At 65.1% G+C, this 22601-nt stretch carries 26 protein-coding genes; 16 read left to right on the forward strand and 10 right to left on the reverse strand.

Annotated features, from left to right (window positions below; genetic code table 11):
• The coding region (locus DT069_RS13090) for an alpha-amylase family glycosyl hydrolase (RefSeq protein WP_119460776.1) at positions 1 to 1241 on the forward strand (1241 nt) is incomplete at its 5' end.
• Positions 1242 to 1247: 6 nt separating this feature from the next.
• Here DT069_RS13090 and DT069_RS13095 read toward each other — a convergent pair.
• Positions 1248 to 2264, reverse strand: a complete 1017-nt coding sequence (locus DT069_RS13095; protein ID WP_119460777.1) for an SDR family oxidoreductase — start codon at positions 2262 to 2264, stop codon at positions 1248 to 1250.
• Positions 2265 to 2427: 163 nt separating this feature from the next.
• On the opposite strand from DT069_RS13095, the gene DT069_RS13100 reads away from it, so the two are divergent.
• The 4 genes from DT069_RS13100 to DT069_RS13115 all read left to right on the forward strand — a co-directional run bounded on the left by DT069_RS13100 (position 2428) and on the right by DT069_RS13115 (position 6068).
• Positions 2428 to 2634 carry a DUF2795 domain-containing protein gene (locus DT069_RS13100; RefSeq protein ID WP_119460778.1) on the forward strand — a complete coding sequence of 69 codons (207 nt, stop codon included), beginning with the start codon at positions 2428 to 2430 and terminating at the stop codon, positions 2632 to 2634.
• A 167-nt stretch (positions 2635 to 2801) separates the two neighbouring features.
• Entirely contained in the window at positions 2802 to 4433 is a 1632-nt protein-coding gene (locus tag DT069_RS13105; protein WP_119460779.1) for an alpha-amylase family protein, read from the forward strand.
• Positions 4399 to 5184, forward strand: coding sequence for a DUF72 domain-containing protein (locus tag DT069_RS13110; RefSeq protein ID WP_119460780.1), 786 nt, complete (start codon positions 4399 to 4401; stop codon positions 5182 to 5184). Before DT069_RS13105 ends, DT069_RS13110 begins: the two co-directional genes overlap by 35 nt.
• Positions 5184 to 6068 carry a Clp1/GlmU family protein gene (locus DT069_RS13115; protein ID WP_119460781.1) on the forward strand — a complete coding sequence of 295 codons (885 nt, stop codon included), beginning with the start codon at positions 5184 to 5186 and terminating at the stop codon, positions 6066 to 6068. Before DT069_RS13110 ends, DT069_RS13115 begins: the two co-directional genes overlap by 1 nt.
• On the opposite strand, the gene nfi is transcribed toward DT069_RS13115, so the two are convergent.
• Positions 6065 to 6721, reverse strand: a complete 657-nt coding sequence (gene nfi, locus DT069_RS13120) for a deoxyribonuclease V (RefSeq protein ID WP_425450211.1) — start codon at positions 6719 to 6721, stop codon at positions 6065 to 6067. The two genes, DT069_RS13115 and nfi, sit on opposite strands and share 4 nt — an antisense overlap.
• Before the next feature lie 173 nt (positions 6722 to 6894).
• Between nfi and DT069_RS13125 the strand changes: the two genes are divergently transcribed.
• Positions 6895 to 7503, forward strand: a complete 609-nt coding sequence (locus tag DT069_RS13125) for an outer membrane protein (RefSeq protein ID WP_162913178.1) — start codon at positions 6895 to 6897, stop codon at positions 7501 to 7503.
• Between the two features lie 380 nt (positions 7504 to 7883).
• Here the strand turns inward: DT069_RS13125 and DT069_RS13135 are convergent, their stop codons facing one another.
• Positions 7884 to 8150 (reverse strand): PGPGW domain-containing protein, encoded by a 267-nt coding sequence (locus tag DT069_RS13135; RefSeq protein WP_162913179.1) that lies wholly within the window; start codon positions 8148 to 8150, stop codon positions 7884 to 7886.
• Between the two features lie 133 nt (positions 8151 to 8283).
• Here DT069_RS13135 and DT069_RS13140 point away from each other — a divergent pair, with 133 nt between their 5' ends.
• The gene (locus DT069_RS13140) at positions 8284 to 8691 is read left to right on the forward strand and encodes a DUF3775 domain-containing protein (protein ID WP_162913180.1); all 408 of its coding nucleotides are present in this window, start codon (positions 8284 to 8286) and stop codon (positions 8689 to 8691) included.
• Between the two features lie 21 nt (positions 8692 to 8712).
• On the opposite strand, the gene DT069_RS13145 is transcribed toward DT069_RS13140, so the two are convergent.
• Positions 8713 to 8949, reverse strand: a complete 237-nt coding sequence (locus DT069_RS13145) for a DUF3072 domain-containing protein (protein ID WP_425450212.1) — start codon at positions 8947 to 8949, stop codon at positions 8713 to 8715.
• A 158-nt stretch (positions 8950 to 9107) separates the two neighbouring features.
• Between DT069_RS13145 and DT069_RS13150 the strand changes: the two genes are divergently transcribed.
• Complete coding sequence (locus tag DT069_RS13150; protein WP_119460786.1) at positions 9108 to 9662, forward strand: superoxide dismutase family protein; 555 nt, start codon at positions 9108 to 9110, stop codon at positions 9660 to 9662.
• A gap of 30 nt (positions 9663 to 9692) precedes the next feature.
• The gene (locus tag DT069_RS13155; protein WP_425450213.1) at positions 9693 to 10253 is read left to right on the forward strand and encodes a vitamin K epoxide reductase family protein; all 561 of its coding nucleotides are present in this window, start codon (positions 9693 to 9695) and stop codon (positions 10251 to 10253) included.
• Here the strand turns inward: DT069_RS13155 and DT069_RS13160 are convergent.
• The 6 genes from DT069_RS13160 to DT069_RS13185 form a co-directional block, all read right to left on the reverse strand.
• Positions 10180 to 10950, reverse strand: a complete 771-nt coding sequence (locus tag DT069_RS13160) for a GntR family transcriptional regulator (protein WP_119460787.1) — start codon at positions 10948 to 10950, stop codon at positions 10180 to 10182. The two genes, DT069_RS13155 and DT069_RS13160, sit on opposite strands and share 74 nt — an antisense overlap.
• A 23-nt stretch (positions 10951 to 10973) precedes the next feature.
• Entirely contained in the window at positions 10974 to 11747 is a 774-nt protein-coding gene (gene ehuA / locus DT069_RS13165) for an ectoine/hydroxyectoine ABC transporter ATP-binding protein EhuA (protein WP_119460788.1), read from the reverse strand.
• 1 nt (position 11748) lies between these two features.
• The gene (gene ehuD / locus DT069_RS13170; protein WP_119460789.1) at positions 11749 to 12408 is read right to left on the reverse strand and encodes an ectoine/hydroxyectoine ABC transporter permease subunit EhuD; all 660 of its coding nucleotides are present in this window, start codon (positions 12406 to 12408) and stop codon (positions 11749 to 11751) included.
• Positions 12408 to 13136 carry an ectoine/hydroxyectoine ABC transporter permease subunit EhuC gene (gene ehuC / locus DT069_RS13175; RefSeq protein ID WP_119460790.1) on the reverse strand — a complete coding sequence of 243 codons (729 nt, stop codon included), beginning with the start codon at positions 13134 to 13136 and terminating at the stop codon, positions 12408 to 12410. The genes ehuD and ehuC overlap by 1 nt, the downstream gene beginning before the upstream one ends.
• 183 nt (positions 13137 to 13319) lie before the next feature.
• On the reverse strand, positions 13320 to 14192 hold the full coding sequence (gene ehuB, locus DT069_RS13180) for an ectoine/hydroxyectoine ABC transporter substrate-binding protein EhuB (RefSeq protein ID WP_119460791.1): 873 nt from the start codon (positions 14190 to 14192) through the stop codon (positions 13320 to 13322).
• Between the two features lie 313 nt (positions 14193 to 14505).
• Positions 14506 to 16074, reverse strand: coding sequence for an OpgD/OpgG family glucan biosynthesis protein (locus tag DT069_RS13185; RefSeq protein ID WP_119460792.1), 1569 nt, complete (start codon positions 16072 to 16074; stop codon positions 14506 to 14508).
• A 61-nt stretch (positions 16075 to 16135) separates the two neighbouring features.
• Between DT069_RS13185 and DT069_RS13190 the strand changes: the two genes are divergently transcribed.
• The 7 genes from DT069_RS13190 to DT069_RS13220 all read left to right on the forward strand — a co-directional run bounded on the left by DT069_RS13190 (position 16136) and on the right by DT069_RS13220 (position 22592).
• A complete protein-coding gene (locus tag DT069_RS13190; RefSeq protein ID WP_425450214.1) occupies positions 16136 to 16798 on the forward strand; it encodes a class I SAM-dependent methyltransferase in 663 nt (220 codons plus the stop codon).
• A 155-nt stretch (positions 16799 to 16953) separates the two neighbouring features.
• Positions 16954 to 17433 (forward strand): hypothetical protein, encoded by a 480-nt coding sequence (locus DT069_RS13195; RefSeq protein WP_119460793.1) that lies wholly within the window; start codon positions 16954 to 16956, stop codon positions 17431 to 17433.
• A 247-nt stretch (positions 17434 to 17680) separates the two neighbouring features.
• Complete coding sequence (gene serB / locus DT069_RS13200) at positions 17681 to 18577, forward strand: phosphoserine phosphatase SerB (RefSeq protein WP_119461013.1); 897 nt, start codon at positions 17681 to 17683, stop codon at positions 18575 to 18577.
• A 13-nt stretch (positions 18578 to 18590) separates the two neighbouring features.
• Positions 18591 to 19757: a phosphoserine transaminase gene (locus DT069_RS13205; protein ID WP_119460794.1), complete on the forward strand. Its 1167-nt coding sequence runs from the start codon at positions 18591 to 18593 to the stop codon at positions 19755 to 19757.
• 13 nt (positions 19758 to 19770) lie between these two features.
• Positions 19771 to 21345: a phosphoglycerate dehydrogenase gene (gene serA, locus DT069_RS13210; protein WP_119460795.1), complete on the forward strand. Its 1575-nt coding sequence runs from the start codon at positions 19771 to 19773 to the stop codon at positions 21343 to 21345.
• A gap of 73 nt (positions 21346 to 21418) precedes the next feature.
• Positions 21419 to 22090, forward strand: a complete 672-nt coding sequence (locus tag DT069_RS13215; RefSeq protein ID WP_119460796.1) for a dienelactone hydrolase family protein — start codon at positions 21419 to 21421, stop codon at positions 22088 to 22090.
• A 37-nt stretch (positions 22091 to 22127) separates the two neighbouring features.
• Complete coding sequence (locus DT069_RS13220) at positions 22128 to 22592, forward strand: GFA family protein (RefSeq protein WP_425450215.1); 465 nt, start codon at positions 22128 to 22130, stop codon at positions 22590 to 22592.
• Positions 22593 to 22601 lie beyond the last annotated feature (9 nt).

Genomic DNA, 22601 nt, shown 5'->3' on the forward strand with positions numbered 1-22601 from the left:
CCAAGCGTGCCTGGTACATCTGGCATGATCCCGCCCCGGACGGCGGCCCGCCGACCAACTGGCTGTCCGAGTTCGGCGGCAGCGCCTGGGAATGGGACGCGGCCACCGGCCAGTACTACTACCACGCCTTCCTGAAGCAGCAGCCCGACCTCAACTGGCGCAACCCGGAGGTGGTCGCCGCCATGCACGATGTGCTGCGCTTCTGGCTCGACAAGGGCGTCGACGGATTCCGGGTCGATGTGATCTGGCACATGATCATCGACGACCAGTTCCGCGACAATCCGCCGAACCCGGACTGGCGGCCCGGCATGCGGCCGCATGACCGCCTGAAGCCGCTCTATACGGCCGACCGGCCCGAGATCCACGACGTCGTCGCCGGCCTGCGGCGCGTGCTCGACGAATATGACGACCGGGTTCTGATCGGCGAGATCTATCTGCCGATCGAGCGGCTGGTCGCCTATTACGGCGTCGGCCTGTCGGGTGCCCACATGCCCTTCAATTTTCAGCTGATCGACGCGCCGTGGGATGCGCAGCACATTGCCGGCCTCATCCGGGAGTATGAGGAGGCGCTGCCGGAGGGCGGCTGGCCCAACTGGGTGTTGGGCAATCACGACAAGCACCGGATCGCCACGCGGGTCGGCCGGGACCAGGCGCGCATCGCGGCGATGCTTCTGCTGACCCTGCGGGGCACGCCGACGATGTATTACGGCGACGAGATCGGCATGGCCGACGTGCCGATTCCGCCCGAGCGGGTGCAGGACCCGTTCGAGAAGAACGTGCCGGGCATCGGCGTCGGCCGCGACCCGGCACGGACGCCGATGCAATGGAGCGGCGCGCCCGGCGCCGGCTTCACCGCGGCCGAGCCGTGGCTGCCGCTCGCCGCGGACTACGCTACCGTCAATGTCGCGGCGCAGCGGGACGACCCCGCCTCGATGCTTGCGCTCTACCACCGCCTCATCGCCCTGCGCCGCGCCGAGCCGGCGCTCATCGTCGGGTCTTATATCGACGTTACGGCTTGGGACGGCGTGCTAGCCTATCTGCGGCAGCACGGAGACCGCCGTCTCCTGATCGCCCTCAATCTCGGCCATGAGTCGTGCGAACTCGATCTGCCGAGCGGATCCGAGAACGGCCGCACGCTCCTGTCGACCCATCTGGACAGAACCGACGAGCCGATCAGAAGCCGGATCAAGCTTCGCGGCGACGAGGGCGTCGTCATCAGCCTGGAGGCGCCGTCAACCTAAGATCTTCTATCGACGCGACAACGAACGGCGGGCACGCAGCAAGGCGGCGGTTGCGCCCAGGCCCACGGCAACAGCCGCCGCCGCCAGCGGATTTAGGCTTGCCCTGGTGTAAAGGCTCCCACCGCGGACGAAGCGATTGCCGCTGCCCCGCTCCGAGCCATCCGTCGACGGCTCATAGAGATTGTCATGTGGGCGATCGTCGACCGGCCTGTCGGACTGCTGCGCCTGCCCGGCCGTCTGCTCCATGACGACGTCGGAGAGACGCGGCGCCCAACCGCCCATCGACGCCAGCGCCTTGGCGGCGCCGCCGACATAAAGGTCGCGCACCGGATGCTGCGCGGCATGGAGGATCGCGTCGGCGACGACATCGGGCGCATAGACCGGCGGCGGAAGTTTGGGCTTGGATGCCATGTAGCTCTTGGCATGGTCGGGATAGGGCGTATCGATCGAGGCCGGCTTGATCAGCGTCACCGATATAGGCGCGCCATCCATCTCCAGCTCCATGCGCAAGGCATCGGTGAAGCCCTTAACGGCGTGCTTGGCCGCCGAATAGGGCCCCTGCAACGGCAGAGCGCGGTCGGACAGTACGCTGCCGATGTTGATCAGCGCGCCGCCGCGCGCCCGCAGATGCGCCACCGCGACGATCGAGCCATGCACGACGCCCCAGTAGTTGGCCTCGAAGAGCTGTCGCTGCTCGGCGACGGGAACCTCCTCGATCTTGCCGAAGATCGCGACCGCGGCGTTGTTGACCCAACTGTCGAAGCCGCCGAACGTCTCGATCGCCGCATCTGCGATCTTCCGGACCTCCGCCTCCTTGCCGACATCGGCGGCGACATGCGCGGCTTGGCCGCCCTTGTCGCGGATCTCCTCGACGATCTTTCGTAGCGCCGCCTCGTTCCTTGCCGCAAGGACGACCCGTGCCCCGCGCATGGCGGCCATTCGGCTGGTCGTCAGGCCGATCCCGCTCGACGCGCCGGTGATGACGATGACCTGTTCGCTTATGGTCTTGAGCCGTGGCCACATCTGGCCCTCCCTGCCCTGTCCGGGCTCTGTGACTGCTCTTCCATAACACCGGAGAGACGGGCTGGTTCACCGGGATCGACCGGAAGTCCGGAACTTGCGAGCCGCCGCATCGTTCACATTGCGACCGACGAAGCTGACGATGAAACTGACAAGGAGACGGCACATGACCCGTGGAATGGGCGGGCATTCGCCCGCAAATGTCGCGCATCATTTGAGCGGTATCGATTTCCCCGCAAGCAAGCAGGATCTCGTCAGGCATGCAAAGGAGAAGAACGCCGATCAAGAGGTGATCCAGGTTCTCGATCAGATGCCGGATCAGGACTATGGCAACATGGCCGATGTCATGAAGGGGGTAGGAAAGGTCGAATAGTCATTTCCGACGGACGGCGGCATTCCAGGAGAATGCCGCTGCCTCGCATGTAGGGCCAGACGTCACATCACCACGCCTGCGGGTGCTGGTGCGATTTTGTCCGTTCGCGGCAAGGTGGGTCGGCCGCCTCGACGGTTCCGCTTCAAACAAGAGGTCGGTCGAACCCTATGGACGAGCCTTGGTACAAGAACGCCGTCTTCTACGCGGTCGATGTGGCGCTGTTTCAGGATTCGAACGGCGACGGCATAGGGGACTTCAAGGGCCTGACAAGCCGGGTCCCCTACCTCGCCGATCTCGGCGTCACCTGCGTTTGGATTCTGCCCTCCTATCCGTCGCTAGGACGGGACAACGGCTACGACGTCACGGATTACTATCAGATCCGGCCGCAGCTCGGCACGCTCGACGACTTCCTGGAGTTCCTGCACAAGGCGGGAGAGCATGGAATCCGCGTCATCCTCGACCTCGTCGTCGATCACACCTCCGATAAGCATCCGTGGTTCGAGGCGGCGCGGCGCGACGAGCAATCGCGCTACCGCGACTACTATATCTGGTCGCATGACCCGCCCCCGCCGCCGCCGGGCCAAGGCACCATCTTCCCCGGCCAGGAAAGCAGCGTCTGGAGCTATGACGATGTTGCCCGCGCTTTCTACTATCATCGCTTCTACAGCTTCGAGCCGGGCCTGAACGTCGCCAATCCGGACGTCCAGGACGAGATCTGCCGGATCATCGATTACTGGCTGTCCTTCGGCATCTCAGGCTTTCGTGTCGATGCCGCCCTGCACATGGTCGAGCCGAAGCTTCTCGACAGTACCGAGGCGGAGGACCCACACGGGATCCTGCGGCGGTTTCACGACTTCGCGACATCGCGCCGCCCCAACGCGCTTCTGTTGGGAGAGGTCGACGAGAACCCCGATATACTCGAGGCGACCTTCGGCTCCGGAAACCAGCTCGACATGCTGTTCAACTTCTATCTGAACAACGACATCTTCCTCGCGCTGGCACGGGAAGACAGCGGCCCGGTCATAAAGGCGCTTCAGGTGCTTCCAGAACCGCCGAAGACCGCACAGTGGGCGAACTTCCTCAGGAATCTCGACGAGCTCGACCTCGAGCGCCTCTCCGACGAGGAGCGGGACGAGGTGTTCAAGGTCTTCGCGCCGGAGGACGGCATGCGGATCTTCGGACGCGGCATAAGGCGCCGGCTGGCGCCGATGCTGAACGGCGACCAGCGCCGGATCGAACTCGCCTTCAGCCTGCTCTTCTCGCTGCCGGGAGCGCCGCTCTTCGTCTATGGCGACGAGATCGGCATGGGCGAGGATCTCGCGCGCGAGGGACGCGATGCGGTCCGAACCGCGATGCAGTGGTCCGACCAAGCCAATGCCGGCTTCTCGACGGCAGCAGCGGACAAGCTGACCGCCCCCGTGATCGACAGGGGAGATTTCGCTTACCGGCAGGTGAATGTCGCTAACCAGCTCGAGAGCCCCGACTCTCTTCTGTCGAAAGTTCGAAGCTTCATTCGTCTGCGCCGCGAGCATCATGCGATCGGTTCGGCGGCCTTCCGCCTCGAAGACACCGCCGAGAGCAGCATCCTCGGGCATAGCTACAAAAGCGGGAAGGCCTCGCTCATCCTGCTGCATAATCTGCGGGGTGCCGAGCGCAAGGCGCAGATCGACATAGTCCAAGCCGAGGGGGGTCGTCTGCGCGACCTGCTGAGCGGAGAGGAGCAGCGTCTGGAGCGCAGAACGCAAACCGTCCGGATGGAGCCCTATGGCTATCGCTGGCTCCTCGCCACGCCCGATTGAGCAGAGTGGCGGCATCCGCGTCGGCTGCGCCGGATGGGCCGTGCCAAAATCGTCGGCAGAGCATTTTCCGGCCCAGGGCAGCCACCTCGAACGCTACGCTTGCCGGTTCGACGCCGTCGAGATCAACTCCTCCTTCTACCGGCCGCACCGGCCCGCCACCTATGCGCGCTGGGCGGCCACCGTTCCGGAGCAGTTTCGTTTCTCGGTGAAGATGCCGAAGGAAATCACGCATCTGCGGCGCCTCAAGAATGTGGAGGAGCCGCTCGATCGCTTTCTGGCCGAAGCCGGCGCGCTGTCTGGCAAGCTCGCGGTGATCTTGGCGCAGTTCCCGCCGAGCCTGCGTTTCGACGCGCGCGTCGTCCGCACATTCCTGGCGGCCGTGCGGACGCGCTTTACGCACGCGCTCGTCTGCGAACCACGCCATGCGAGCTGGTTCGACGGCCATGCCGACGATCTCCTCGCAGAGTTTCAGGCGGCCCGCGTCGCTGCCGATCCGGCGCTGGTGTCGGCCGCCGGCAAGCCTGGCGGCTGGAACGGATTCGTCTATTACCGCCTGCATGGCACGCCGCAGATGTATTATTCCGCCTATGCGGCTGAGACATTGGATGCGCTCGCTGATCGCCTGATCGCGGAAGCGCAGCGTCGCGTGCCGGTCTGGTGCATCTTCGACAACACCGCGCTGGGTGCCGCGACGGAGAATGCCTTGAGCCTCGGCGAGCGGTTGCAGCGGGCTGCGATGCTGTCACCTTGATGACCGCGTCCGATCTCGACATTCCGCCCGCCTGGAGCAAGGCCGCCGATCTGGTTCTCGGCAGCGGGTGGCGAAGGATTCTGGTGATCGGTGCGACCGATGTCGGCAAGAGCGCCTATTGTCGCTATCTGAGCGGCAGGCTTCTGGACGCAGGCGCCCGGGTCGCCATTGTGGACGGCGATATCGGCCAGAAGGATATCGGGCCGCCCGCGGCGGTCACTTTGGGCTTTCCCGAACGATCACAGACGTTCTCGGCAACGCCGCCCGTCGGTTTTCATTTCATCGGATCGACGAATCCGGCACCACGGATCACGTCGCTCGTGGTCGGTGTGGCGCGGCTGTCGGAAGCGGCGGCCGGCGAGGCCGTCACTCTGATCAATGCCTCAGGATTGGTCCACGGCCCCGGTCGCCGCCTCCAAGCCCGGCAGATCGAGGCTGTTCGCCCGGACATGATCATCGCCCTCGAACGGGATCGGGAGCTCGCCGCCCTGCTCGATGCCCATAGCCACTATCGCATCCTTCGACTGCCCCGCTCGCCGAAGGCGAAGCGCAAGAGCGCGGCAAAGCGGGCAGCGGCCCGTCGCCGCAGATTCGCCGCGTATTTTCAGGCGGCATCGTGTCACAGACTCCCTCTGGATGATCTTGTCATTCAGCGGTCGCTCTTGTCCGACGAGTCGGCGGAGATTACGCCGAACCTGCTATGCGGCATCGCGGATCGCGCCGGCGCGGGCACGGGGCTGGCGATCATCGAAGCGATCGACGGTCGCGACGACACGATCTCTCTCATCACACCGGTCCCGCGCGATCGGATCAACCTGCTTCAGCTCGGGGACATGCGTATCGACCGCGACGGCCGAGAACTGACAACCGAACCCTCCTCTTAAGGGGCGTGCTCCCGCGACAGACGATCGGCCAGCCGGATCGGCTCGGACAGGCGGAAGCGCGGCGTGCAGCGCAGAACGAGGTCGATCGCCGTCGACAGGCCGACCCTGTGCCCTGGGGAAACGAAGAGCGGCCGCGTTCCCGGGCGGGTTCGCAGCACCGCCCCCACCACCTCGCGGCGATGAAGGAGCGGCGACCAGGCGCCGCGCGCCGGACCGGGTTCCTCGTAGCGCCCGACGAGGCGCGTCTTCGCGACCCCGATCGTCGGAATATCGGCCAGCAGGCCGACATGGCTGGCGAGCCCGAGCCGGCGCGGATGGGCGATGCCCTGCCCGTCAACGAGCAGCAGGTCGGGCGTCCGCGACAGCCGGGCCAGAGCGTCGAGCATCGTCGGCGCCTCGCGAAAGCTCAACAGTCCCGAAACATAGGGGAACGCGGTGCGCTGGCAGGCGAGGACGCTCTCCTCAAGCTCGAGATTCTCGAAAGTCGCGATCACGGCGGCAGCCCAGGTCAGCCCCTGCACCGGAGCATAATGGGCGTCGGCGCCCGCAACGGCGCGGACGGGCCCCAGGCGATCCTCCGTGACCACCTGATCGCGAAGGCGCTCCTGCAGGCGGCGCGCTTCCTCGGGCGATGTCGGCCAGGATTCGGTCAAGGGATGCACTCCGCGGCTGTAAGCCTCTCCGCAATAGAGGCGCACAGAGTTGATTTGGCGTCTTTTGGTTTTGTTTACCAGTCCTGTGTATCATGCCCCGTAGGTACGCGATACTTACTTGGACTAGACTCGAGGAAATTATGAGAAAACTAGGACTTCTAAAGAATGCAACCTTGGGTGTAGCCGCGTCCGTCTGTCTGGGAGCTCCTTCTGCAACTGCCGCTGATGCCGGACCATATGCTTCGGTAGGCATCGGCCTTCTTTCCGTCATGGATAGGGACGGCAGTACCGGCAGTGTTAGCGCCACCGAGTCATATGAATATGGGCCGACAATCAACGGCGCTGTGGGTTACACCTTCGGCAACGGGTTTCGTTCGGAGCTTGAGGTGGGCTACAGCAGCGTGGACGTCGATGAGGTCAAGGCGAGCGATGGGGTTACCTCCGTCACCTTGGATGCTGGTTCTGTCGATGTCAGCATCCTGACGGTTACCGCCAACGCCTTCTATGACTTCCGGCCGGATGAACAATTCTCACCCTATGTCGGCGGCGGGATTGGCTTCGCTCGAATCGAAGCCGATGATTTCTCGCAGGGGGGCTACAACGTCGAAGGCGTTAGTGAAACCGATCTTACGGCCTTCGCTGAGCTCGGCGTTGGCATCGCCCTAAGCGATAAAATAACAGTTGCGCCCGCTTACCGCTTTATGTGGGTCAATAACGGTAGCGGCGGCTGGGACGACAGTCAGGCGCACCTCTTCAAGGTGGGCGCGCGCTTCGCCTTCTGACAGCATCACATAGGCGACGATTGGGGGCGGCTCTTCAGAGCCGTCCTATTCGTTTCGCCGGCTTTGCCTTGTGCCCGGGAACTGCTACATTGCCCGCCCAGTCTGGAGGGGAAAATTGCAGGGTTTCTGCGGGTTTCAGGGACCGCACGGTTTCGCGACCAAAATCCGCCGACCGCAGGGGCGCGGTGCGCTCTGGAAACTCCTCTTCTCGAGACAAGGCCGATCGATGACCGGGACGGTGGTCGCCGTTTTCGTCGCGACCTATCTCGGCATGGCCGTGGGGCGCGGGCCGGGATTCCGATGACGATTCTGTCGATGGGTTCCGCCGTCGCCTGGCTGGGAATCATCGGGTTGATGCCCTGGGGTTGATCGCCGCCGGCTCAGGAGCGTCCGAAGAGCCGCTGCCGTTGACGGTTCAGCCAGTTCGCAGCCTCGTCGGATTTCCTGGCCAGGCCGGGATAGCGCTTCCGCAGACGCTGCCTAAGGAGCCGCGCGCGGGCGGATTCGAGCGACAGGAGATAAAGCCCGACGAGCAGAAACAGGATGCCCTGCAGGAACGGCAGGAACAATCCCGCGACTCCGAGCAGGATGAAGGCCCAGCCGAAACCGAGAATCGCATAACGTTTGAGAGGTGACCGTGCCGCCATGGCGGAGTTATCGACCGGGAGCCGAGCGGAAGGAAAGCGCTTTCTCTCGGGCCGACCGGAAAAACCGGCCGCCGCCGGCAACCCAGGGATCGCTTCTGTGTTCTCCGCAGAAGAGCATTTAGCGGAGAAACGCATGTTGAAGGAGATTTCGGTCGATCAGATCAACGAGATCGCGGATCTGTCGAATGAGGCACGCGATGCGCAAGGCCGTCTTTTGGACAAGACCCAGATCGTCGACCAGTTCGACGATGCCCAACTGGTACAGGAAGAGATCGGCACGTTCGAGACGCTCGATGCCTCGCTGAACAACGAACCACTGACCCGGTTGAAGCAGACGGTCGACGCGCTGGCGCCCGCCGCGCGCCGCGAGCTCATCGCGGTCATGCTGATCGGCCGCGGCGATTTCGCGGCCGGAGAGTGGGACAAAGCCCTGAGCCAGGCGGAGAATACGTCCAACGACTCCGACACGGCGCGGCTAACCGAGAAGGTCCTGCTGCACGATTATCTGAAGAAGGGTCTTTACCTGCTGAGGCCGGCCTGATGACGACCGCTTAAGGCAGGCCTACGGCTTCTTCCCGGTCTTTTGCTGGAGTTCGTCGATCCGCCGCTCGGCGGCTGTCCGCGTCAATGAATCGGTGAAGGGTTCGTTCGCCTCCTGCGACAGGACCTTGAGCTGCGCGGCCTGCTCGTCGGTCATCGGCTCGTCCTGCTCATCGAAATCGTCTGGGCTCTTGGCCGTACCCTTCGCCCAACTGGACGCGGACATCGGCTCTGCACCCGGCTTGTCGCGGTCACCCATGATCGCCCTCCTACTTTGGCAAGACTCCGACATCTCTCGGAGTCTTGCCGGTTCAATGCAGAACGCCCTGGAAGGTTCCGGCCGAAAAGTTCCGGAGGAGGAACAATAGAAGCGCCATTCTGTTTCAGATGGAGTGACGAACCTCGAGGGAGCAATCGATGATTCGGTTATCCGCCCTTGCGCTTGGCGCGCTTCTCGCCGGCCCGACCCTGGCGATTGCGCAAACCGACGAGTTCACGGCCGGCGATCAAAGCCTGGCCACGGCAAACGTGATCAATCCGGACGGCCAGACGATCGGCACGATCGCCTTCGTCGAGACGCCCAGCGGTCTTATCATCCAGCTCGACATCGAGGGCCTGCCGCCGGGCCAGCACGCGATTCATATCCATGAGACCGGGACCTGCGAGCCGCCGGATTTCGAGTCCACCGGCGATCATTTCAACCCGACCGACGCAAATCATGGCTTTCTGAGCGAGGGCGGCCCGCATGCCGGCGACCTGCCGAACGTCTATGCCGGGTCCGACGGACGCCTGCAGGGCGATATCCTGTCGTCCACGCTCAGCCTCACAAGCGGCGAGGGCGCCCTGTTCACGGACGATCAGGGCCGGGCGATCGTGATTCATGAATCACTGGACGATTACGAGACGGACCCGTCGGGCGCCTCGGGTAGCCGGATCGCCTGCGGGGTGATCGAGCTGCAGGCTGCGGAATAGGCATTCTTGGCCCTTCTTGCGAGGGAGCATATGAAACAGGCACTGATGCAGGCTACCAGCGGCGATATGAATCCGCAGGATCTCCGCCGCCGGATCCAGTGGGATGACAGCGCCGAGATGCGGCTTCGCCGGGCGGCGATCGGCACCTCGCTGGTCGGCATCGCCAGCATGGCGATCGTCACCTTGTTTCAGACCGGGGTCATCAAGCATCTGCCGGATCCGCCGCTCGAAAGCTTTCATTCCGACAAGGTCAATTCCTCGAGCGTCGCCTTCGGCTATGGCATGCCCGACGGGCCGATTACGCTCGGCGCCCATGCCGTCAATATCGCCCTGGCGGCGGCCGGGCCGCCCGAGCGGCACCGCGACCGGCCCTGGATCCCGCTCCTCGCTACGGCGATTGCCGGCGCGCAGGCCGCCGTCGCCGCGAAGTATCTGTTTTATCAAATGCCAAAGGTCGACAAAGCTTGGTGCGGCTATTGCATCACCGATGCGCTGACGCATTTCGGGACGTTCGCACTCACCCTGCCAGAGGCCGGGAAGGCGGTCGCCGCCCTGATGGAATCACGCCTTCCCGGGCCACAGCCTCATTGACCCGGGCGTGATGGTGCGACAGGCGCAGAAAGCTCATCGAGACGTGGTTGCGGCGGATCAGCCCGACGGCCCGCATGTCACCGGCGCGTAGCGCCGTCGCGATCTCGGCGATCTCCCGCGCGAAGGCGTCGACCTCCTCCTGCCAGTAATCCATCCCGGGTTCAGACTGGAGCCACATCCGGGCGGTTTGGAAATAGAGGCGTTCGGTGATCTCGCGCAGCGGTGCATTGCCGATGAAGCCGGAGAGCTTCAGCGTGAACAGCATGTTGATGCGGGCAAACTCCTCCGCGTTGCGCTCGTTTCGGAGCGCGAGGCACCGTCGGTGCAGCGCGTCCAGATCCGTAAGATCCGCCGCGGTCGGCGGCACCGGATCGAGTTCGCCGATCAGCTCCGCCAGACGCATGCGCAGCGCATAGACCGTCTTCAGCTCGGCGATGTCGATGCTGGTCACGATCGTGCCGACCCCATGCCGGCTCTCGACCAGCCCTTCGAACTCCAGCCGGTTGAGCACGCGGCGCAGAGGCGTGCGACTGACGCCGAACTCGGCCGCCAGAGCGGTTTCGCTGAGATGCATTCCAGGCGGATAGCGCAGCAGGCAGATGCGCTCGCGCATTTCCTCGTAAAGGGCGGTGAACCGGCTGCGCGCGGTTTCCCGGGAGGGACGGCCCGGGTCCAGCTTCCCCGGGTCTAGCTTCATGGGGCTGGCTTCATGGGCCGCGCTTAATGCGCCTCCAGGACGGCGCTCAAGAAGGCGCGGGTCCGCTCGTTCTTCGGATCGGTGAAGAACTCGTTCGGGGGGCCCTGCTCGGCAATGCGCCCCTCATAGAAGAAGCAAACCCGGTCGGCGAACTCCCGGGCGAAGCCCATCTGGTGCGTCACCATCAGCATCGTCAAGTTGTGCTCGTCGCCCAGCTTGCGGATGACGTTCAGAACCTCGCCGACGAGTTCCGGATCGAGCGCCGAGGTGACCTCGTCGAACAGCATCACCTTCGGCCGCATGGCGAGCGCACGCGCGATCGCCACCCGCTGCTGCTGCCCGCCGGACAGGCGGTTCGGGCGCGATTGCATCTTATCGGCGAGACCGACCATCTCCAGGAGCTCGCTCGCTCGCGCCTGGGCATCCTGCCTCGACAGGCCCAGGACATTCATCGGCGCCTCCATGCAGTTCTGCAGCGCCGTCATATGCGGGAACAGGTTGAAGTTCTGGAAGACCATGCCGATCTTGCCGCGCACGCTGCGCTGATAGCGCTCGTCGGCCGGGACCAGCGCGCCGTTCCGCTCCATATGCGTGAGCGGCTGGCCGTCGACATAGATGATGCCCTCCTGAATCTGCTCGAGCGTCATCAGCACGCGCAGCAAGGTCGACTTGCCGGAACCGGACGGCCCGATGATCGCCACCTTCTCGTTCGGCGCGACGTCGAGGTCGAGTTCCTTCAGCACGCTGAGATAGCCATAGCGCTTGGTTACGCCCTGGAAGCTCACGATCGGGTCCATATCAGCTCCTTCTGCGCCGCAGCCAGGCTTCGCCCTGCCGGATCAGGGCGGCGGAGACAAGGCTCATCACCAGGAAGAATAGACCGACCAGCGTAATCGGCTCGAGATAGCGGAAGGTGTCCGACCCGATGATCTTCGCGGTCTGCATCAGTTCCAGCACGGCAATGGCAGAGAGCAACGGCGTCTCCTTGAACAGCGCCACCAGGTAATTCGCCAGCGCGGGTATGATCGGCGGGATCGCCTGCGGCAGGATAATGTCGCGGAAGGTAGCCATAGGCGCGAGATTGAGGGCCGTCGCCGCCTCCCATTGTCCGCGCGGCACGTTCTCGAGGCCGGCCCGGTAGACCTCGGCGCAATAAGTGCTGTAATGCAGTCCCAGCGCCAAGATGCCGGCCACGAGCGCCGGAAGGACGATCCCGAACTTCGGGAAGACGAAATAGAGGAAGAAGATCTGGATCAGGAGCGGGGTCGAGCGGATGAACTCGATGAAACCCGCTGCCGGGAACGAGATGAAGGGATTCCGCGACATCCGCGCGAGCGCCAGCGCCAAGCCCAGCAGGAGGGCGAGGACGAAGCCGATCAGCGTGGCCTCGATGGTGATGACCGCCGCCTGTGCCAGGATCGGCAGGATCTCGAGGGCGAAGCTCCAATCGAACAGCATCACAGCACCCGTCCGGTTCCGAAGTCGGCGCCGACACGCCGCTCGAGCGCCCGCATGCCTATGGTAATGACCAGCGAGAGGGCGAGATAGACGACGAGGACCAAGGTGAAGATCTCGACGGTGCGCAGGGTCACTTGGTTCAGTTGATAGGCGCGGAACGTCAGGTCGGTGATGGTGATTAGCGAGACCAGCGCCGTCGCCTTCAAGAGCTCGATGAAGAGATTGCCCCAGGGCGGCAGCATCGCCGCGACCGCCTGCGGGATGATGATCCGGCGCATGGTCAGGCTGCGGCTCATATTGAGCGCCGTAGCCGCCTCATACTGTCCCTTCGCCACCGCCTGGATACTGCCGCGGACGACTTCGGCCCCATAGGCCCCGACATTCAAGCCCAGCCCGACCACGGCGACGGTCATCGCCGACAGGCTGATCCCGAAATGGGGCAGGACGAAATAGAGCCAGAAGAGTTGCACCAGCGCGGAGGTGCCGCGGAAGATCTCGACATAGATATTGGCGATCCAGCGCAGCACGCGGATCCGGGAGAGCTTCGCCAGCCCCGCGGCCATCGCCGCAACCACCGCCAGAATGGCCGCCAGCACCGTGATCTGCACGGTAACCCAGGCACCCATCAGCAAACCCGGAATGAACTCCCGGAAGCCGGCAAAGCTGGCCACCATAAGTCCGCCGGTGAAGCCCATGAGCGCGATCAGGAAAGCCAGTCGGATGGTCATCGACCTGCCCCCGTTCCCCCGGTACCGGCTTTCCGTGAAAGTCGGTACATCGGCTTGTTTCCAAGCAACTGGTCCAGGGGATCAGGCCCTGTGACCAGGCACCGGCGCCGCGGTGCGGGCGGCAAGCCGCAGCCGCCGCCCGACAGACTTGCAGTCAGCCCCTGCGGACCCGCGGACGCCGCCTCATTCCCCGGCGCAAAGCTCCGCGGTGGTCTTGGCCGGCAGCTCCGCCTTGGTGAAGCCGAACGGCTCGACCAGCGCAAGGTGCTCCGGCGATCCGATGAACTCTGCCAGATGCTTGTTAAACTCGGCGAGCAGCGCCTCGTCTTCCTTGCGGAAGCCGAAGCCGCCATGCCCCTTAACCGACTCGCCGGCGACCATGCCGAAGGGCTCCGCCCGTTCGACCCCGGCGCCCTCGCCGGCCTTGGCGACGAGATCGCCGATCGACAGGCTGGTCAGCGCAAAGGCATCGACCCGGCCCGCCTGAACGGCGGCCAAGCCGCTGGGCCCATCCGGGAAGGTCAGGATCTGGTCGGCCGGCACACCCGATTTCGTCGCATAGTCCTTCTCGATCGCCCCGGCCATCACGCCGAGCGTCGCCTCGGAATCGGCCGCGATGTCCTCATAGGTCTGCAGGTCCTTCGGATTCCCCTCCTTGACGAGGAAGGCTTGGCCGATGCCATAGCTGGGCTCCGAAAAGGCGATCTGCTCGCAGCGCTTGGGCGTGATGAACATGCCGGCCGCGATCATGTCGAAGCGTCCGGCCTGGAGGCCGGGGATCAGCGAGCCGAACTCGGTCAGCACGCCGTCCACTTCCTCGATCCCCATCTTCTTCAGGACCGCCTTGGCAATCTCCGGTGCCTCGCCGGTCAGTTCGCCGGCCGGCGTCGCATAGCCGTAGGGCGCCTCGTTCGCGAAGCCGACACGGATGTAGCCCTGTTCGCGAGCCTGCTCGAGCGTGTCCTGCGCCGTCGCCGACATAGTCAGGGCCGCCGTCGCAATGAGCCCGGCGAGCGCCGCAACCGCCGTACGATGCAATGCCATCTTGGGTGTCATTCTTAAGTCTCCCTGAGATTATTGTCTGCTTATTGCGCGCCCGAGGGCGCGGGTGCCGGGGACCTCCCCCTCGATCCGGGGATGGGAATCAGACTCTAATCCAAGACCCGCCTATTCGGCAACTGTTGTATACAACACCCTCCGATGCAATCGGAAATATCGGAAGAATGAGTTCTTGCGGCTTAGTTTCCCGAGTCGCCGCCCATAGGGCAACGCCGTTGACCTATTGTTGTATACAAGAGCCGATTTCGGATTCGAGCGCCCAAGAATCAAACGCCCGGCTGTCAGTCCCCGCCGAGACGGTCTGCACCGCTCAGAATTCGAATGGGATGTATTGATAGAGCCAGGTTTCGGTCAGCGTACGGTCGCCGAGACGTAAGTGGCAGCGGAGGTCGACCGGCTCCTGACCGTCGACCGCCAAGTCGAAGAAGGCGCGCCAGCGCTTGGTGCCGACGACCTGAAGCGCATAGACATTATCGACGAGCCCGCGTGAGGCGCTGATCACCGGCTCCACTGGGTCGGGCTTTTTGAGCGCCTCAAGGGTGCCGCCCGCGAAGTCGATCACGAACTTCTTCTTGCCCTCCGGTCGCGGCTGGCCGGGAATGCCGCCGCGCCCGATCCGCGTCGCGATGACGTGTCCGGTGGAAAGCGGGTAGGGCTCTTCGGCCAGCCAATGCAGGCGATAGGAAAAGGACCATTCCGAGCCGGCGCGGACCGGCTCCTTCGGCACCCAATAAGCAACGATGTTGTCGTGGATCTCGTCGTCGGTCGGGATCTCCACAAGCTGCACCGCGCCCTCGCCCCAGGGTTCCAGCGGCTCCACCCAAACGCTGGGCCGGCGATGGTAGAAGACCCCGTCGTCCTCGTAATTGGCGAAACTCCGGTCACGCTGAATCAGCCCGAAGCCCTTCGGGTTCGAGTCGACGAAACTGTTGGTCATCACCGTCGGCGGATTGTTCAACGGTCGCCAGATCCGTTCGCCGGAACCGGTCCAGAGCGCGAGCCCGTCGGTGTCGTGCACCTCCGGACGCCAGTCCGTCGCCCGATGCCGGTTGCTCTCGCCGAACCAGAACATGCTGGTGAGGGGCGCCACCCCCATTCGCTTGATGTCGAGACGCGGAAACAGCTCGGCCTGGACGTGCATGACCACGCCTTCCTGCTTGGCCGCCTCGATGCGAAAAGCCCCGGCGATGCTGGGGCTGTCCATCATCGCGTAGATGATGACCGCATTGGGATTCGCAGCGGACGGCTCCAGCCAGAAATCGGTGAAGCGCGGGAACTCCTCGGGCGTCGACAGGGCGGTGTCGATGGCGACCCCGCGCGCCGACTGGCCATACTGGTCGAGCGCGCCGGAACTGCGGAAATAGGCGGCGCCGAGAAAGGCGAGCCAATCGCTCTTCTGGCCCCGCTCCATCACGCGAAAGCCGGCAAAGCCCAGATCGGCCGGCAGTCCGCTGGCGAACTCGGCTTCGCCGAAGGTGAAGAGGTCGGGCGAATAAAGGACTTCGCGCGCCATGCCCTCCGCAACGACGTGAAGCGCCACCGGCGCCTTGAAGTAGCGGCCGAGGTGGAAGAGCTGAACCGGATAGGAGCCGCTCTCCGTCCAGAGGGCATGATCTGGGCGAAATCGGATCTGCTGATAGGCGTCGTAGTCGATCTTCTCGAGGACGTCAGCAAAACGGATCGTCGGCTGCAGATAGGGGCGTGTCGCCGAGAGCCGCGCCGCCTCGCGCAGCCGGTCGAAACCGAAGGGCTGGGGCGGGCCGAGTTCCGGCCCCTCCGCCGCGACAGCAGCTTGGATCCCGGACGCGCCGAGCCAATGAAGGGCTGGAAGGGAGAGGGCGCCGGCGAGAAGCCGTCGACGATTGAATCCGGATCGCATGAGTTTTCGTATCTAGGTAGAGTTGTCGAACGGGTCAACAGGATTTCTGGATGGAAGCTTCATGCCACCTGAGAATCCGCTATGGCACTATGACGAACTTCGGCAGGTTGGTCTCGATTTCGAGGATGCGGCAGCAGTCGCCGCCTATGACCGCAACCAAGGGTCGAGCCATGTCGAGGACAATGCCCTGCTCGATCGGCTCGAGATCCAGGCCGACCACGTCATGATCGATCTCGGCGCCGGCACCGGGGCCTTCGCCGTCGAGGCCGCCAAACGATGCCGGAAGATCTTCGCGGTCGATGTCTCGGGAGCGATGCTCGCCTTCGAGACGCGGGCGGCCGATGCCGGCGTGGACAATATTGCCTTCAGGAAAGGCGGATTCCTCAGCTACGAGCATGAGGAGCCGTTAGCCGATTTGGTCGTCACCAAATACGCCCCCCACCATTTCCCCGATTTCTGGAAGGCCGTGGCGCTGCTGCGGATCAACCGGATGCTTCGTGTCGGCGGCGTCCTGTTCCTTCGCGACGTGATCTTCTCCTTTCCGCTTGCGCACTACCGCGCCGGGATCGACGCCTGGATCGCCCCGGGTGGCGAAGCCCGCCGGCGGGGGTTTCACCGAAGCCGAATTCGCCATCCATGTCCGCGACGAGCACAGCACCTTCGGCTGGATCATCGAGGGCATGCTTGCGCGCGCAGGATTCCGGATCCGGAAGGCCGACTGTGAAGACCCGGCCCGTGGCGACTATGTCTGCGTGAAGATCGGCGATGCGGAGCCGCCGGGCAGCCGTCCGCTGTAGGTCGTATCTGCCTGGAACCTTACCCGCAAGATATTGTTCTCCTGAAGTTAGGGGCGCTATATCTTGATGAGGTGAGGCGGGTATGACTCGGACTGCCAACCTGCTCCGAAAATGTCGGGATGACCTTCTCCGGCGCGGCGCGTGCTCCGTCGATGATGTGATCCGGTATGCCAAGCAGCGTTACAGGACGGAACTCGGTGCGGAGCGTGAGCGGCTTCTGGAGCTGGCGCTGCGGCGCGAGGTCAAGGATCTGATGCGGGAGGCGACGGGAGAGGACGCGGACGGCCGCGGCGAGATGACGGCGCTGCTCCCCGGGTTGGACGCGCCGCTCGCGATCGCCGTTCCGACGGACACGGGCGGCTACCGCTATGTGCCGTTTCATGCCGCGACCTGGGACGACCTTCTGAAGGCGCGCGCGGAGCGGGCATCGAACTATGCGCGCGCTGGCGAGCGGCTGCGCGATTTCGACCGGAAGCTGGAGGTCTTGCGCCGGTACATGCAGGGCAGCAATAACGTGACTGTCGCCGACGCGTGCGAAATGATGGCGCGGGACGTCGCATAGACGAAAAAAGCGGTCGGTTGGAAAGAAGATATTGCGGTTCCGGTCATGATCCGCAACAGTGTCGGCCGGCATCGACTCCTCGCCACCCGTATTTCCAGTAGCGGATCGCGTAGAATCAGGAACCGTGACGGTTCCCGAACCGACGCGTGCCTCGGATATTTGGAATTGAGCCGGACGCAGAAATCGGGGAAGGGCCTTGTCACGGACCCGTCCGTCGCCGCTGCTTGAACTTGATACGACCTCGACCATGCGAAACGTCCTCACCCTGCTCGGGCCTCCATCCGCCACTGCCCTCAAGGAAGAGGTGATTGCGACCGCCCGCGCAGCGCTCCTCGAACGTGGTGGCCGGGTCGGCGAACCCGACTGGCTTGCCCCCGGCATCGCCTGCGATCTTCCCTTCGAGGGCCGCGATCCGGCGGCGGCCGAAGCGGCGGTTCGCGCCCGACTCGCGGGTGCCGCGCTCGATCTCGCCGCCCAGCCCGCCGAAGGCCGCCGCAAGCGGCTGTTGGTCGCCGACATGGAATCGACGATCATCACCCGCGAGATGCTGGACGAGCTTGGCCGCCTCGCCGGGCTCGGCGACCGAATCGCTGCGATCACCGCACGCAGCATGCGCGGCGAAATTGACTTCGCCCAGTCGGTCCGCGAGCGCGTGGCGCTGCTCGCCGGCCTCTCCACTGAGGTGCTCGACGGCGCAAGGGACCTGATCGAGCTCACACCCGGCGCGCGCGCGCTCGTCCAGACCATGCGGGCGCATGGCGCCTACAGCGCGCTCGTCTCCGGCGGGTTCGATTGCTTCACGGCGGTGGCGCATGCAGCCTGCGGGTTCGACGAGCACCGGGCGAACCGGCTGGTGATCGAAGACGGCCGGATCACCGGGCAGGTCGCGGAACCGATCCTCGACCGCCGAGCGAAACTGGCCGCCCTGGAGCAGCTCGCCGCCGTCCGCGGCCTGCCGCTCGCCGCCACGGCCGCGGTGGGCGACGGGGCCAACGACATTCCGATGCTGCAGGCGGCCGGCCTCGGCGTCGCGTTCCGCGGCAAGCCCGCCGTTGCAGCCGCCACCCGTTTCCGTCTCGACCACGCCGACCTGACCGGCCTCCTGTACCTGCAAGGCTATCGGGCGGCAGAGTTTCAGCACTAAGAGAAGAGAAGTCATGAGTCCGTCCCAGAAGCCGACCCGGCAGCCCCACTGGCCGTTCTTTTCCTCCGGCCCCTGCGCCAAGCGGCCCGGCTGGTCGCCGGCGGCGCTCGAAGGCGCCTGTCTCGGCCGCTCGCACCGCTCGAAAGCCGGCAAGGCGAAGCTCGCCGAGGTGCTGGAGCGGAGCCGCGCGATCCTCGGCATTCCGGCCGATTATCGCATCGGCATCGTGCCCGGATCGGACACGGGCGCGGTCGAGATGGCGCTGTGGTCGCTGCTGGGCGCGCGCGGTGTCGACATGCTGGCCTGGGAGAGCTTCGGCAAGGGCTGGGTCACCGACGTGGTCAAGCAGCTGCGCCTGAAAGATGTCCGAGTGCTCGACGCACCCTATGGCCAGCTGCCCGACCTCGCCCGGATCGACGGCGACCGCGATGTGGTCTTCACCTGGAACGGCACGACCTCGGGCGTGCGCGTGCCCGACGGCGCCTGGATTCCGGCCGATCGCAAAGGTCTGACGATCTGCGATGCGACCTCGGCCGCGTTCGCGATGGAGCTGCCCTGGGACCGGCTCGACGTCATCACCTGGTCCTGGCAGAAGGTCCTCGGTGGCGAAGCCGGGCACGGCATGCTGGTCCTGAGCCCGCGCGCCGTCGCCAGGCTGGAGGCGCACCGGCCGGCTTGGCCGATCCCGAAGCTCTTCCAGCTCGCCAAGGATGGCAAGCTGATCGAAGGCATCTTCCGCGGGGAAACCATCAACACCCCATCCCTCCTCTGCGTCGAGGACGCGATCGACTCGCTGCGCTGGGTGGAAGAGATCGGCGGGCTGCCGGCGCTGATCGGGCGCGCGAACGCGAACTTCGCGGCGATCGCCAGTTGGGTGGAGGCGACACCCTGGATCGACTTCCTGGCCGAGAACCCGGCGACGCGCTCGCCGACCTCGGTCTGCCTGAAGCTGGTCGATCCCTGGTTCACGACGCGCAAGCCGGCGGACCAGGCGCGGATCGCGAAGGATCTGGCGGCCCTGCTTGAGACGGAGGGAGTCGCGTACGACATCGGGGCCTATCGGGACGCGCCGCCGGGTCTGCGGCTTTGGGGCGGTGCCACCGTGGAGACGGCCGACCTCGAAGCCCTGTTTCCATGGCTCGAGTGGGCCTATGACGAAATCCGTCGCAACACTCCATAAGGGCAGGAATATCATGACCAAAGTTCTGATCGCCGACGAGCTGAGCCCACGCGCCGTCGAAGTCCTCCGCGAGCGCGACATCGCGGTCGATGTCCGCCCCGGCCTACCGGCCGCGGAGCTCGAGGCCTGCATCGGCGACTATGACGGGCTCGCCGTCCGCTCCGCCACAAAGATCACGGCGCGGATTCTCGACGCTGCGGCGAACCTCAAGGTCATCGGCCGCGCCGGTATCGGCGTCGACAATATCGATGTGCCCGCGGCGACGCAGCGCGGCGTCGTGGTGATGAACACGCCGCACGGCAATGCGGTGACCACGGCCGAGCATGCCATCGCGCTGATGATGGCCCTGGCCCGCCAGATCCCTGCGGCCGACCGCTCGACCCAGGCCGGCAAGTGGGAGAAATCGCGCTTCCTGGGCATGGAGCTCGCCGGCAAGACGCTCGGCATCATCGGCTGCGGCAATATCGGTTCGATCGTCGCCGACCGGGCGCACGGCCTGAAGATGAAGGTGATCGCCTTCGATCCCTTCCTGTCGGAGGAACGGGCCCGCGACCTCAGCGTGCAGAAGGTCGAGCTCGACGAGTTGCTGGCCCGGTCGGACGTCATCACCCTGCACACGCCGCTGACCGACTCCACGCGTCACATCATCGACGCGGCGGCGCTCGCCAAGACGAAGCCCGGCGTACGGATCGTCAATTGCGCGCGCGGCGAGCTGCTCGTCGAGGCGGACCTGAAGGCGGCGCTCGAATCGGGCCATGTCGCCGGCGCCGCGCTCGACGTCTTCGCGGAGGAGCCGGCCCGCGCCAACCCGCTGTTCGGGCTGGACCAGCTCGTCGCCACGCCGCATCTCGGGGCGGCGACGAGCGAGGCGCAGGAGAAGGTGGCGGTGCAGATCGCCGAGCAGATTGCGGACTTCCTGCTGACTGGCGCCGTCAGCAACGCTCTCAACATGCCGTCCGTCACCGCCGAGGAGGCGCCGAAGCTCAAGCCCTATATGACGCTCGCCCAGCAGCTTGGCAGCTTCGCTGGCCAGCTCACCCGGTCCGGCTTGCGCGCCGTCACGATCGAGTATGAAGGCCACGCCGCCGAGCTCAATACGCGGCCGCTGACCGCGATTGCGCTCGCCGGCCTGCTTGGCCCCGTGCTGGACAGCGTCAACATGGTCAACGCGCCGATCCTCGCCCGCGAGCGCGATATCGCGGTGAGCGAGGTGAAGCACGATCGGCCGGGCGACTACCAGACGCTGATCCGCATCACCGTGACGACCGACCGGCGCAGCCGCGACCTCGCCGGCACCCTGTTCGGCGACAAGCCGCGGATCGTCGGGATCAAGGGCATCCCCATCGAGGCCGAGCTCGGCCGCCACATGCTCTATACCACCAACGCCGACAAGCCGGGCTTCATCGGCCGCCTCGGCACGCTCCTGGGCGATGCCGGGGTCAACATCGCAACCTTCCATCTCGGGCGCGACGCGCCGGGCGACCAGGCGATCGCGCTCGTCGAGATCGACCAGCCCTTGACCGACGATCAGCTCGAACGGGTCCGGAGAATCCCGCACGTCGTTCAGGCCGAGGCCCTGGCGTTCTGACGCCCCCTGGACCGGCGAGGAATGCCGCGTAGATATAGAGTCGGATCCGACGGCAGCCAGCGAGGAGGCGAAGATGGGTGATTGGATCGAGCTCACGGCGAAGGACGGACACAAGCTCAAGGCTTATGAGGCGCCGCCATCGGGCGAGAGCAAGGGCGCGGTCGTCCTGCTGCAGGAGATCTTCGGCGTGAACGGCCATATCCGTCGCGTCGCTGACGACTATGCAGGCCGCGGCTATCACGTCGTGGCGCCGGCCCTCTTCGACCGCGTCGCGCGCGATGTCGAGTTGGGCTACGATTCCGAGTCCATTGCCAAGGGCCGCGACCTGCGGCAGCGCATCGCGCTCGAGGCGGTCCTGGACGACATCCAGGCGGCGATCAACCGCGCCGGCGAGAGCGGTAAGGTCGCCGTCATCGGATATTGCTGGGGCGGCAGCCTCGCTTTCCTCGCCGCCACCCGCCTCGACGGCCTTGCCTGCGCGGTCGGCTATTACGGCGCTATGATCGCGCAGCACAAGGGCGAGCGGACGCGCGTCCCGACGATTCTGCATTTCGGCGAGCGGGATTCCTCGATCCCGATGAGCGATGTCGAGGCGGTGCAACGGGCGCATCCGGACATGTCGATCTTCACCTATCCCGCCGGGCATGGGTTCAACTGCGACGCACGCAAGGATTACGACGCGCAGCAGGCCGACCTCGCGCTTCAGCGGACCCTGCGCTTCATCGCGGAGAAGCTCACCAAGTAATTGCGGAAGTTCAATAGCTGAGCCAACCGGAGGACGGATGATGTCCGATATGTGGAGCGGCGGCTGTCAGTGCGGCGCGGTCCGCTACGAGATCGCGGCCGCGGAAGTCCTCACGCTGGTTTGCTGTCACTGCCGTGAATGCCAGCGCCAGTCGGCGAGCGCCTTTGGCATGTCGCTGATCCTGCCGCGTGCGGCCTTCGCCCTGGTCCAGGGGCATCTCCAGAGCTTCCAGTGGCGTTCCGAGCGTGGCACTGCCCGGCGCGGGAACTTCTGCCCGACCTGCGGCGTGCGGATCTACAATGACGACGCCGAAGCAGGCTCTTGGGTCAGCGTCAAGGCCGGCACGCTCGACGACACCAGTATCCTCGACCCCGTGGGGCATCTCTGGACCAAGCGCGCCCAGCCGTGGGTGAGCCTGCCCGAGGAGCTGCTGCTCTATCCGGCGGAACCGGAAACTGACGACGCAATCAACGCAGCCTATCAGAAGCGGACTCGCCCATAGTCCGCTGCC

Origin of the sequence: Virgifigura deserti, from assembly GCA_003576685.1 — a bacterium.
In the GTDB taxonomy this organism is placed as follows: domain Bacteria; phylum Pseudomonadota; class Alphaproteobacteria; order Dongiales; family Dongiaceae; genus Virgifigura; species Virgifigura deserti.

What these genes read in the sequence shown, in the direction of transcription:
- DT069_RS13095 (WP_119460777.1), bottom strand. Translation starts at nt 2,264, where the DNA reads ATGTGGCCACGGCTCAAGACCATAAGCGAACAGGTCATCGTCATCACC.
- DT069_RS13100 (WP_119460778.1), top strand. Translation starts at nt 2,428, where the DNA reads ATGACCCGTGGAATGGGCGGGCATTCGCCCGCAAATGTCGCGCATCAT.
- DT069_RS13105 (WP_119460779.1), top strand. Translation starts at nt 2,802, where the DNA reads ATGGACGAGCCTTGGTACAAGAACGCCGTCTTCTACGCGGTCGATGTG.
- DT069_RS13110 (WP_119460780.1), top strand. Translation starts at nt 4,399, where the DNA reads ATGGCTATCGCTGGCTCCTCGCCACGCCCGATTGAGCAGAGTGGCGGC.
- DT069_RS13115 (WP_119460781.1), top strand. Translation starts at nt 5,184, where the DNA reads ATGACCGCGTCCGATCTCGACATTCCGCCCGCCTGGAGCAAGGCCGCC.
- DT069_RS13135 (WP_162913179.1), bottom strand. Translation starts at nt 8,150, where the DNA reads ATGGCGGCACGGTCACCTCTCAAACGTTATGCGATTCTCGGTTTCGGC.
- DT069_RS13140 (WP_162913180.1), top strand. Translation starts at nt 8,284, where the DNA reads ATGTTGAAGGAGATTTCGGTCGATCAGATCAACGAGATCGCGGATCTG.
- DT069_RS13145 (WP_425450212.1), bottom strand. Translation starts at nt 8,949, where the DNA reads ATGGGTGACCGCGACAAGCCGGGTGCAGAGCCGATGTCCGCGTCCAGT.
- DT069_RS13150 (WP_119460786.1), top strand. Translation starts at nt 9,108, where the DNA reads ATGATTCGGTTATCCGCCCTTGCGCTTGGCGCGCTTCTCGCCGGCCCG.
- DT069_RS13155 (WP_425450213.1), top strand. Translation starts at nt 9,693, where the DNA reads ATGAAACAGGCACTGATGCAGGCTACCAGCGGCGATATGAATCCGCAG.
- DT069_RS13160 (WP_119460787.1), bottom strand. Translation starts at nt 10,950, where the DNA reads ATGAAGCTAGACCCGGGGAAGCTGGACCCGGGCCGTCCCTCCCGGGAA.
- ehuA (WP_119460788.1), bottom strand. Translation starts at nt 11,747, where the DNA reads ATGGACCCGATCGTGAGCTTCCAGGGCGTAACCAAGCGCTATGGCTAT.
- ehuD (WP_119460789.1), bottom strand. Translation starts at nt 12,408, where the DNA reads ATGCTGTTCGATTGGAGCTTCGCCCTCGAGATCCTGCCGATCCTGGCA.
- ehuC (WP_119460790.1), bottom strand. Translation starts at nt 13,136, where the DNA reads ATGACCATCCGACTGGCTTTCCTGATCGCGCTCATGGGCTTCACCGGC.
- ehuB (WP_119460791.1), bottom strand. Translation starts at nt 14,192, where the DNA reads ATGACACCCAAGATGGCATTGCATCGTACGGCGGTTGCGGCGCTCGCC.
- DT069_RS13185 (WP_119460792.1), bottom strand. Translation starts at nt 16,074, where the DNA reads ATGCGATCCGGATTCAATCGTCGACGGCTTCTCGCCGGCGCCCTCTCC.
- DT069_RS13190 (WP_425450214.1), top strand. Translation starts at nt 16,136, where the DNA reads ATGCCACCTGAGAATCCGCTATGGCACTATGACGAACTTCGGCAGGTT.
- DT069_RS13195 (WP_119460793.1), top strand. Translation starts at nt 16,954, where the DNA reads ATGACTCGGACTGCCAACCTGCTCCGAAAATGTCGGGATGACCTTCTC.
- serB (WP_119461013.1), top strand. Translation starts at nt 17,681, where the DNA reads ATGCGAAACGTCCTCACCCTGCTCGGGCCTCCATCCGCCACTGCCCTC.
- DT069_RS13205 (WP_119460794.1), top strand. Translation starts at nt 18,591, where the DNA reads ATGAGTCCGTCCCAGAAGCCGACCCGGCAGCCCCACTGGCCGTTCTTT.
- serA (WP_119460795.1), top strand. Translation starts at nt 19,771, where the DNA reads ATGACCAAAGTTCTGATCGCCGACGAGCTGAGCCCACGCGCCGTCGAA.
- DT069_RS13215 (WP_119460796.1), top strand. Translation starts at nt 21,419, where the DNA reads ATGGGTGATTGGATCGAGCTCACGGCGAAGGACGGACACAAGCTCAAG.
- DT069_RS13220 (WP_425450215.1), top strand. Translation starts at nt 22,128, where the DNA reads ATGATGTCCGATATGTGGAGCGGCGGCTGTCAGTGCGGCGCGGTCCGC.